The following is an 8,150-nucleotide window of genomic DNA, read 5'->3' as shown; positions in this document are numbered from 1 at the left end:
TTTTCCAAACACTGTAAGGTTCCACAAGTTTCAGGTTTGTTCAATTTTCAAGGTCCTGCTTGGCGCCGCCCTCATCGGGACAGCTTATTTATTATATCTCGTGAAGTTCTTTTTGTCAAGCACTTTTTTGAGATTTTTTTTGAGCTGCGAAGTTCTTGATGAACTTCTTTTCTCAGCGCCTGCCGTCTCTTGCGAAACGGCTTAGTTATAATACCATTCATGCTGGGATTTGTCAACACATTTTTCGCACTTTTTTTACAAGAATTTCCCAAATCCATATCTTGTGCTTTACAGCAGAATAAAACACAAGTTTTGTCCAGATTCTTCTGTCTTGCGCTTTTGGGTGGAACGCCTTATACTATTATAGTATGATCAAACGTAACGGTGGTGGCGAACTATGATGAAGATCTATCAGACCGTGGACAAGCGCCTGGAGCGCACCGGCCATATTGCGGAGGGCACTTGGGTCAGTCTGACAGCCCCCACCGCCGATGAAGTCCGCCAGGTGGCCGCCACCCTGGATATTGAACCCGCCGACTTGCAGGCCGCGTTGGACCCGGAAGAATCCGCCCGCGTCTCGCTGGAAGACGGCTACACCGTGATCATTGTGGACGTTCCCGTGCAGGTGCCGGACAAAGGGGTGGGCGTGTACACCACCATCCCCTTGGGCATCCTGCTCACCCAGCAGACCATCACCACCGTCTGCGCGGTGGACACCCAGGTGCTGCAGGACTTTGCGGCTTTGCGGGTGCGGGAGTTCAGCACCCGCAAGAAGATGCGCTTTGTGTACCAGATCATGAACAGGGCCGCCACGATGTATCAGCAGGAGCTGCGACTGATTGACCGGCGCCGGCAGGAGATTGAAAAGAATCTGTCCGGAGCCATGCGGGACAGCGACCTCATTGAGCTGCACGCATTGGAATCCACCCTGGTGTATTTTGCCACCAGTTTGCGGGCCAACAGCACCGTGCTGGACCGCCTGACCCGATACAAGCGGCTGGAGCAGTATCCCGACGACATGGAACTGCTGGACGATGTGATCGTAGAGATGCGCCAGGCCATCGAGATGACCACCATCTACCGTGACGATATTAAAGGTACCCGGGAACTGTTCAGCGCGGTGTTGGACAACCGTCTGAACAACGCCATGAAATACCTGACTTCGGTCACCCTGATCATGGCCGTGCCCACGGTGGTATCCGGTCTGTACGGCATGAACGTGAACCTCATCGGCATGCCTTTTGCCTCCTCCCCTTGGGGGTTCGCGGTGGTGTGCGCCATTATCCTGGCCATCTGCGTGGGGGCAGCCTGGTTCCTGCACAAAAAACATATGCTTTGATCGCATGGGCAGCGGCGTCTGGGCGCCGCTGTTTTCCTTTATATATAGAACGGTGTGTAACGGCCCCGGAATATTTCCGTCTTTATATAAAAGGAAGAAAAAAGGAGGTGACGGCATGGAGGATTCCGCCATTGTGGCCTTATACTGGGCGCGGGACGAGCAGGCTCTGACCGAGACCGCCGCCAAGTTCGGGGCGTATTGTCGGAAGATCGCCCTGAACCTGCTGGGCAGCATCTCCGACGCCGAGGAAGTGGAGAACGACACCTGGATGGCCGCCTGGAACAGCATGCCGGAAAACCGACCCGCCCGGCTGGCCCCCTACTTAGGGCGGATCACCCGCAACCTGGCCCTGGATCGCCGGGACAAGGCGGCTGCGCAGAAGCGGGGCGGCGGGCAAAGCGAACTGATTCTGGAGGAGCTGGAAGGCTGTCTGGCCGGGCCCGCCCGGGTGGAACACACCGTGGAAGCCGCCGACACCGCCCGCATGATCAGTGAGTTTCTGCGCAAGGAGCCGGAACCCGCCCGGGGCATCTTTATCCGGCGCTACTGGTATTGTGATTCCATGGCCGATATCGCGGCGCGGTATGCCATGCCCGAAGGCCGGGTGCGGGTAACCCTGCACCGGACCCGGAACAAGCTGAAGAAAGTACTGACCGAACAGGGGGTGAACCTATGAATACGCGGGAACTGTTTGAGGCCATCGGCGCCATGGACGACGATCTGATTCTGGAGGCCGACAAACTGCCCGTCCGGCCGCGGCGGAACTGGCGGCCTCTTCTCTGGCGGGGCGCGCCCCTGGCTGCCTGTCTGTGTCTGGCGGTGGGTGCCGTGCTGTGGCAGGGGCAGCGGTCCAAAGTCACCCTGGACACCGCCATGCCGGAGGCCGCCGCGGCCGCACCGGAGGAATCCGGGCAGAGCGCCCTGCGCAGCGAGGCCGCCGTGGACGAAAACGCCCAGGCCAAGACATACGACGGGGGGCTTTCCTTATATAATGGACCGGAGGCATCCGTCTCCGCTCTGCCTGTTCTTTTGAGCGACCTTCTGGACAAGGGCGCGGGGGCCTATTTCCTGGACACCGCCCCCAAACCGGCGGACCGGACACGGCTTCTGGACTGGAAGCTTCCGGATACCGTGCCGGTTTTTCGCAGTATGGCAGCGGGCCGGACCATCGATCTCAGCGGCATGTACGGGCGGATGCGCTCCATGCTGCAGGCCCTGGGTCTGGACACCGCCCTGGCGGACGACGCCGTCTATACCGGTCTGACCCAGGCCGAAGCGGAAGCGCAGGCCGACACCCTGGCGAACAATGGCGGGAGCGAGGGCGCGGAGCTGGCCCTTTGGGCTGATGCCGGGTCCCTGGCCCTGGAGGTAGCCCCCTGCGAAGCCTGGCCGGAGGGGTTGACCCTGACGGCGGACAATACCGGCACCGTCACCGCCCAGGTTCCCGGCGCTGAAGCGGACGCCACCCGCCTGACCTCCGCAGAGGCCCTTGCCGCGGTACAGGCCGCCTGGCCCGACGTGGTGGCGCTGGCGGGAGAGGACACGGCCTCACTGTGCTATACCGGCACCGACGGAGCGTGGCATGCACGGTTTTATAATGCCGCTTACAACGCCGCCGGCGGCATTGAAAACAGCGACCTGGACGGTGTGGAGCTGGCCGTAGATGCAAGCGGTCAGCTGTGCCGGGTGGTCTGGCACAACGCCGACCTGACCCAAGTGGCGGGAGAATACGCCCCCCTGACCCAGGTGCAGGCGGAGGACCTGCTGCGGCAGGACCTGTTCTTGACAGACGGCGGCAGTCTGGACGGGGACGGGGTGCTGGAAAACCTGGCGGATGTGCGGCTGTACTACCCCGAAAGCCGCGCCTGTGCCTGGTATCTGCCTTACTGGTGCTTCACCGCCGACGAAGGTGCTTCTGACGAAGGTGCTTCTGAGGAAGACCCCGGCCGGCATCTCTACTGCGAATACCTGGTTCCTGCCGTCAGCGTGGACGACCTGACCGCCCTGCAGGATGCCGGATGACCTGTGTTTTGCCCCGTGCCCGGGCTTACCGGCGCCACGGGGCCTTTTGTTTACAACTTTTTCACCTTTTGTCTGCCAAAATCTTCTTGTGGGGATCGTAGTATGGGATAAGCGCGGCAAAAGCTGTGCCTGTCTGTTTTTGGGCGGAAAACATTTTGTAAAAAAGCGCGTCTTTTCAACGGTTTCCTTGTCAAACCTGCCAAAAGTAGCCTGATAAAATTCACCAAACCTTGGCGGATTTCGCGCTTGTTTTCCCCCACGGGCCGAAGTATAATGTGGTCTATTATCGGGGACGGTCCCGATATGTGCAAAAGGAGCCTTTTTCTATGCGCAGTTGGTGCAGAAATCATCCCATCGCCTTCATGGCCGGATATCTGGTATTCTACCTTGCCTTTTTCTTTTTGCTGGAAAAAACGGTGCAGGTGCCCGACCTGGTGCTGCATTGCGCCCTGGACGACCTGATTCCGTTCTGCAAATATGCCATCATCCCGTATTATCTCTGGTTTGCCTGGATTCCCGGCACCCTGTTTTATCTGCTGTGGAGGGCAAGCCGGTGGGAATTCTGGCGGTTGTGTCTGCCCCTGTTCCTGGGCATGACCCTGGCGCTGCTGTTCTGCGCCGTGGTCCCCAACGGGGTGTATCTGCGGCCGGCCCACGTGCCCGGCACCGATCTGTTTGCCCGGGCGGTGCGGGAGCTGTACCACACCGACACCCCCACCAACGTCTTTCCTTCTATCCATGTGCTCAACGCCGTGACCCTGGACCTGGCCTGGCAGCGGCATCTGCGCCGCAGCAGCCTGACGGTACGCCGGATCGGCGGGGCGGCTTCCCACCTGCTGATGGCCGCCATTGTGGCTTCCACCCTGCTGCTCAAACAGCATTCGGTGATGGATGCCATGGCCGGTATCCTGCTGGCTCTGCTGCTGAACCGCATGTCCGATTGGCTCACCGCCTGGTGGTACGCCCCCCAAAACGATCGGCTGCGCAAAATGTTGGAACGTGTATGAGTTTCTCCCCCGGTCGGGCTTTGCCCGGCCTTTTTTGTTGCCGCAGCCACTATTTTTCCCGGAACATTTTTGCTATACTGAGGGGTAGAGCAAAAACCTTGTCAATCAGCTGAAGTTCAACCATTTCAGGGAGGTATAGATCATGTACAACATTCAGACCATTGCCCCGGATATCGTTTACGTGGGCGCCAGCGACCGTCGCCTGGCCAAGTTCGAGAACCTGTTCCCCATTCCCCGCGGTGTTTCCTACAACTCCTACGTCATTCTGGACGAGAAGACCGCGCTGATGGACACCGCCGACGTTTCGGTGGGCGCCCAGTTCCTGGAGAACGTGGCTGCTGCGCTGAACGGCCGCGGTCTGGATTACCTGGTCATCGACCATATGGAGCCTGACCACGCCGCCATGATCGAGGCCGTGCTGCTGCGCTGGCCCGGCGTGCAGATCGTCTGCAACGCCAAGACCGTGCCCATGCTGAAGGCTTTCTTCCCCGGTGACACCGCCGCCATCGACGCCGCCCTGCTGGTCAAGGAGGGCGACACCCTGGAGCTGGGCAAGCACAGCCTGAGCTTTGTCATGGCCCCCATGGTGCACTGGCCAGAAGTCATGATGGCTTTTGATACCGCCACCGGCACCCTGTTCAGCGCCGACGCCTTCGGCACCTTCGGTGCGCTGGGCGGCAGCCTGTTTGCGGATGAAGTGAACTTTGAGCGCGACTGGCTGGACGACGCCCGCCGGTACTATGCCAACATTGTGGGCAAGTACGGCGTGCAGGTGCAGAACGTGCTGAAGAAGGCCGCCGGTCTGGCCATCCAGACCATCGCCCCGCTGCATGGTCCCATCTGGCGCAAGGACCTGGCCTGGTTCCTGGGCAAGTACGACCTGTGGAGCCGCTGGGAAGCGGAGGACAAGGGCGTTGTGGTGCTGTACGGCAGCCTGTACGGCAACACCGCTTCCGCCGCCGAGGCCGTGGCCGCCCAGCTGGGTGCCCGCGGCGTGGCCAACGTGAAGGTGCTGGACCTGTCCGTGGCCGACGTGAGCGAGGCCGTGAGCGAATGCTGGCGCGCTTCCACCATCGTGCTGGCCAGCCCCACCTACAACGGCGGGCTGTATCCCCCGGTGGCCGCCCTGCTGGATGACCTGCAGTCCCTGGGTCTGCAGAACCGCACCTTCGCCCTCATCGAGAACGGCAGCTGGGCTCCCATGTCCGCCCGCCTGATGAGCGCCAAGCTGGAAGGGCTGAAGAACTGCACCGTGCTGGAAACCAAGCTGACCGTGCGCGGTGCCCTGAACGCCGCCCAGGATGCCGACGTGGCCGCCCTGGCCGACGCCGTGGCCCAGACCGTGAAGGCCTGAGTGCCTCCTTTGGTCTGACTTTGCTGTAACAACAAGCAACCCCCGCCGCCGGGCGAAACCCGGCGGCGGGGGTTTTGTCATATACAAGCCATCACAGTTCCAGTTTGGGGGATTCGGGGGCAGCAGGGGTCTTGGGGTCAAAGGGATCGTCCCCGGCCAGGCCGTCGGCCTGCAGCATCTTTTCCATCACGTCGATGTCCGCCGAAAGGTCCAGGGCGTCCGCCTGGAACAGTTTGTCCAGCTGGTTTTCAAAAGCGGTGACCAGGGTACCCATGGTCTGCTCGATGCGGCGCTTTGACTCGGAGATGTTCTCCCCCTCAATGCCCTGGGCGTCCATCTCGGCGTAGGCTTCCAGCAGTTTCAGAGAGGTGGGCAGGTAATAATCCAGGAACTTGCGCACCTGGGGCAGCTTGTCGGGGTCGGATTCCGCCTGCACAAAAATCTTGGCGGTGACGGCTTCCAGCCGGGCGATGCGGTCGCTCATCTCCTCGTCGGGAATGGCGGCGTTCAGCTCCCGCATCCGGGCCAGGGTCTTGTCATACTCGCTCTGGGGTGCGGCCGGGGCCGGTGCGGGGGATTCCGGTTTGGGGGCGTCGCCCCGCACCACCAGGCAGCGGGTGCGCATATCCAGGTAGGCATCGTTGCCAAAAACGCCCTTGTCGATGCAATCCTCCAGATACCGGCGGCACTTTTCCTCGGTGCAGGGCATGGCCGCCGCAATGTCCCGTATGTACATGTGGTCGGCCCGGCCCACAATGTTGTCGATCTTGCGGCGGATGCGCCGCCCGGTGCGCAGGATATGCGCCCCGATGAACATGCCGATGCCCGCAAACAGAGGCAGGCTGCCGCCGATCACATCTTCCACATACAGATGCCAGTATTCCCAGCCGCCGTAGAAGATCATGTCGTGCAGGCTGCTGACCGTGGCCAGAAGGCCGACAGCGCCCACCACAATGCCCGCAATGGCCAGAATGTTGGCGCCGCCGTCCTCCTGTTGGGAGGCCGCTTTGGACTTTTTGGCGGAGCTGCGCCGGGCAGGCCTGGCCTGGGTCTTGGGGGCCGGCTGGCTTTCGGCCTTGGGCGCCGGTTGGGCATAAATGCTGTTGACCGGGGCATAGCGCCGGCGGTTGCGGAAGGCGTCCGAGCTGATCTGGCCGGTGCGCAGCAGGTAATTGAGAACCAGCAGCACAATGGACACCGGCCACATGCCGAAGCAGAAGGTGAGGATCACCACCCAGATGGGAATCTGGAACGGGGCGTCCCCACGGCGGTACTGCTGGCGGTCCGGGGCGGGGGTGGGCCGCACCGGCGGGCGGACCGGCCGCTGCTTGTCCTGATCGTCATAGTAGGGGGTGGGCATGGTAGAACTCCTTCTTTCCGCGGACCGGCCCGCCCTCAGGGCAGGTCGGTGAGCAACTGCTTGATCGAATCGTCCAGATAATACTCGCTGCCTGGCTGGTAGGGGTTGTCCTTGTCATAGGGCACATGGGTGCACAGGTAGCTGACCCAGGCGTTGTAGCCGGACACCGTCAGGTGGATGCCGTCCGGCTGGGCGTACTCCTCGGTCAGGGCGCCCTCCGAATCGGTGAAGAGAGAGGCCAGGTCCAGGTAGTAGCAGCCCTTTTCGGCACACATATCCCGGATGGACCCGTTGATGGTGTTCAGGTGATCGGTGGCCATACCGGGGGAGGTTTCCAGCACTTCCGGCCGCACCGGCAGGATGGACTGCACAAAGATCTTGGTGTTGGGCAGAATGCTCTTCAGATCGTCCAGCAGGCGGCCGTAATAGTTCAGAAAACTTTCGTCCTTGGTGCCGCTGGCCAACGCGTTGGTGCCCACCAGCAGGTACAGCTTGGCGGGCGGGTCCGCCGCCAGAATGTCCAGGGGGATTTCCTCCTCATCGTTGGCATTCTTCATGGTGGTGCGGTTGACGAAGTTGTTGGGGGATGCGCCCTCGTAGGCCAGAACCCGGGCGCCGTCCAGATCGATCTCGTAATCCACAAATCCCACGGTAAGGGAATCGCCCAGGAAAGCCGCGTCGGAGAACCACTCGGTGGTGACCCGGCCGAATTCCGGCACCGTGGCCAAGGCGGCGGGCAGGGCGGTGTAGGTATAGCTGTCGGATTGCCGCACCGGCCCCACCGTGCCCCAGTTCACGGCCTGGGCGGCGGTGCTGCTGCCGTCCCCGCCGCCGTAGGGCAGGGGCGCCACCAGCCGGTCGGCCAGGGCGGTTTCCGGGCTGGCCACCTGGGAGGGCGGTGTGGTGACGCTTTCGGGCAGAATCAGGGTCACAATGCCCGAAACCACCAGGATGCCCGCCACCGTGCCCAGGGCCAGCAGCCGCCGCTGGGCCCGCCGTTTCTGCCGGGCTGCCTGTTTGCGGGCGGGGTCGCTGCGCCGCCGGGGCGGCTGGTAGGTGGTGCGGGGG

The 8,150-nt window shown here is 61.9% G+C and carries 7 protein-coding genes; 5 read left to right on the top strand and 2 right to left on the bottom strand.

Annotation, left to right across the window (positions count from 1 at the left end):
* The first annotated feature begins 397 nt into the window (after positions 1–397).
* From H6B15_RS14830 to H6B15_RS14810, 5 genes are all read left to right on the top strand, one after another.
* On the top strand, positions 398–1,339 hold the full coding sequence (locus H6B15_RS14830; RefSeq protein ID WP_204648784.1) for a magnesium transporter CorA family protein: 942 nt from the start codon (positions 398–400) through the stop codon (positions 1,337–1,339).
* A gap of 115 nt (positions 1,340–1,454) precedes the next feature.
* On the top strand, positions 1,455–2,015 hold the full coding sequence (locus H6B15_RS14825; protein ID WP_204648783.1) for an RNA polymerase sigma factor: 561 nt from the start codon (positions 1,455–1,457) through the stop codon (positions 2,013–2,015).
* A complete protein-coding gene (locus tag H6B15_RS14820) occupies positions 2,012–3,361 on the top strand; it encodes a hypothetical protein (protein WP_204648782.1) in 1,350 nt (449 codons plus the stop codon). Before H6B15_RS14825 ends, H6B15_RS14820 begins: the two co-directional genes overlap by 4 nt.
* 326 nt (positions 3,362–3,687) lie before the next feature.
* On the top strand, positions 3,688–4,368 hold the full coding sequence (locus H6B15_RS14815) for a phosphatase PAP2 family protein (RefSeq protein WP_243424441.1): 681 nt from the start codon (positions 3,688–3,690) through the stop codon (positions 4,366–4,368).
* A gap of 142 nt (positions 4,369–4,510) precedes the next feature.
* Entirely contained in the window at positions 4,511–5,722 is a 1,212-nt protein-coding gene (locus H6B15_RS14810) for an FprA family A-type flavoprotein (protein ID WP_204648781.1), read from the top strand.
* 91 nt (positions 5,723–5,813) lie between these two features.
* On the opposite strand, the gene H6B15_RS14805 is transcribed toward H6B15_RS14810, so the two are convergent.
* The gene (locus tag H6B15_RS14805; RefSeq protein WP_204648780.1) at positions 5,814–7,082 is read right to left on the bottom strand and encodes a 5-bromo-4-chloroindolyl phosphate hydrolysis family protein; all 1,269 of its coding nucleotides are present in this window, start codon (positions 7,080–7,082) and stop codon (positions 5,814–5,816) included.
* A 35-nt stretch (positions 7,083–7,117) separates the two neighbouring features.
* On the bottom strand, positions 7,118–8,150 hold a 1,033-nt coding region (locus H6B15_RS14800; RefSeq protein ID WP_204648779.1), incomplete at its 5' end, for a GDSL-type esterase/lipase family protein.

Origin of the sequence: Gemmiger formicilis, from assembly GCF_016900095.1 — a bacterium.
GTDB classification, from domain to species: Bacteria; Bacillota; Clostridia; order Oscillospirales; family Ruminococcaceae; genus Gemmiger; species Gemmiger formicilis_A.
Note: the sequence above shows the minus strand (reverse complement) of the source record. Positions and strands in the feature narration are given on the sequence as shown.

Bases quoted from the DNA above. Each gene is read 5' to 3' on its own strand.
- H6B15_RS14815 (WP_243424441.1), top strand. From the start codon at position 3,688: ATGCGCAGTTGGTGCAGAAATCATCCCATCGCCTTCATGGCCGGATAT.
- H6B15_RS14820 (WP_204648782.1), top strand. From the start codon at position 2,012: ATGAATACGCGGGAACTGTTTGAGGCCATCGGCGCCATGGACGACGAT.
- H6B15_RS14810 (WP_204648781.1), top strand. From the start codon at position 4,511: ATGTACAACATTCAGACCATTGCCCCGGATATCGTTTACGTGGGCGCC.
- H6B15_RS14805 (WP_204648780.1), bottom strand. From the start codon at position 7,082: ATGCCCACCCCCTACTATGACGATCAGGACAAGCAGCGGCCGGTCCGC.
- H6B15_RS14830 (WP_204648784.1), top strand. From the start codon at position 398: ATGATGAAGATCTATCAGACCGTGGACAAGCGCCTGGAGCGCACCGGC.
- H6B15_RS14825 (WP_204648783.1), top strand. From the start codon at position 1,455: ATGGAGGATTCCGCCATTGTGGCCTTATACTGGGCGCGGGACGAGCAG.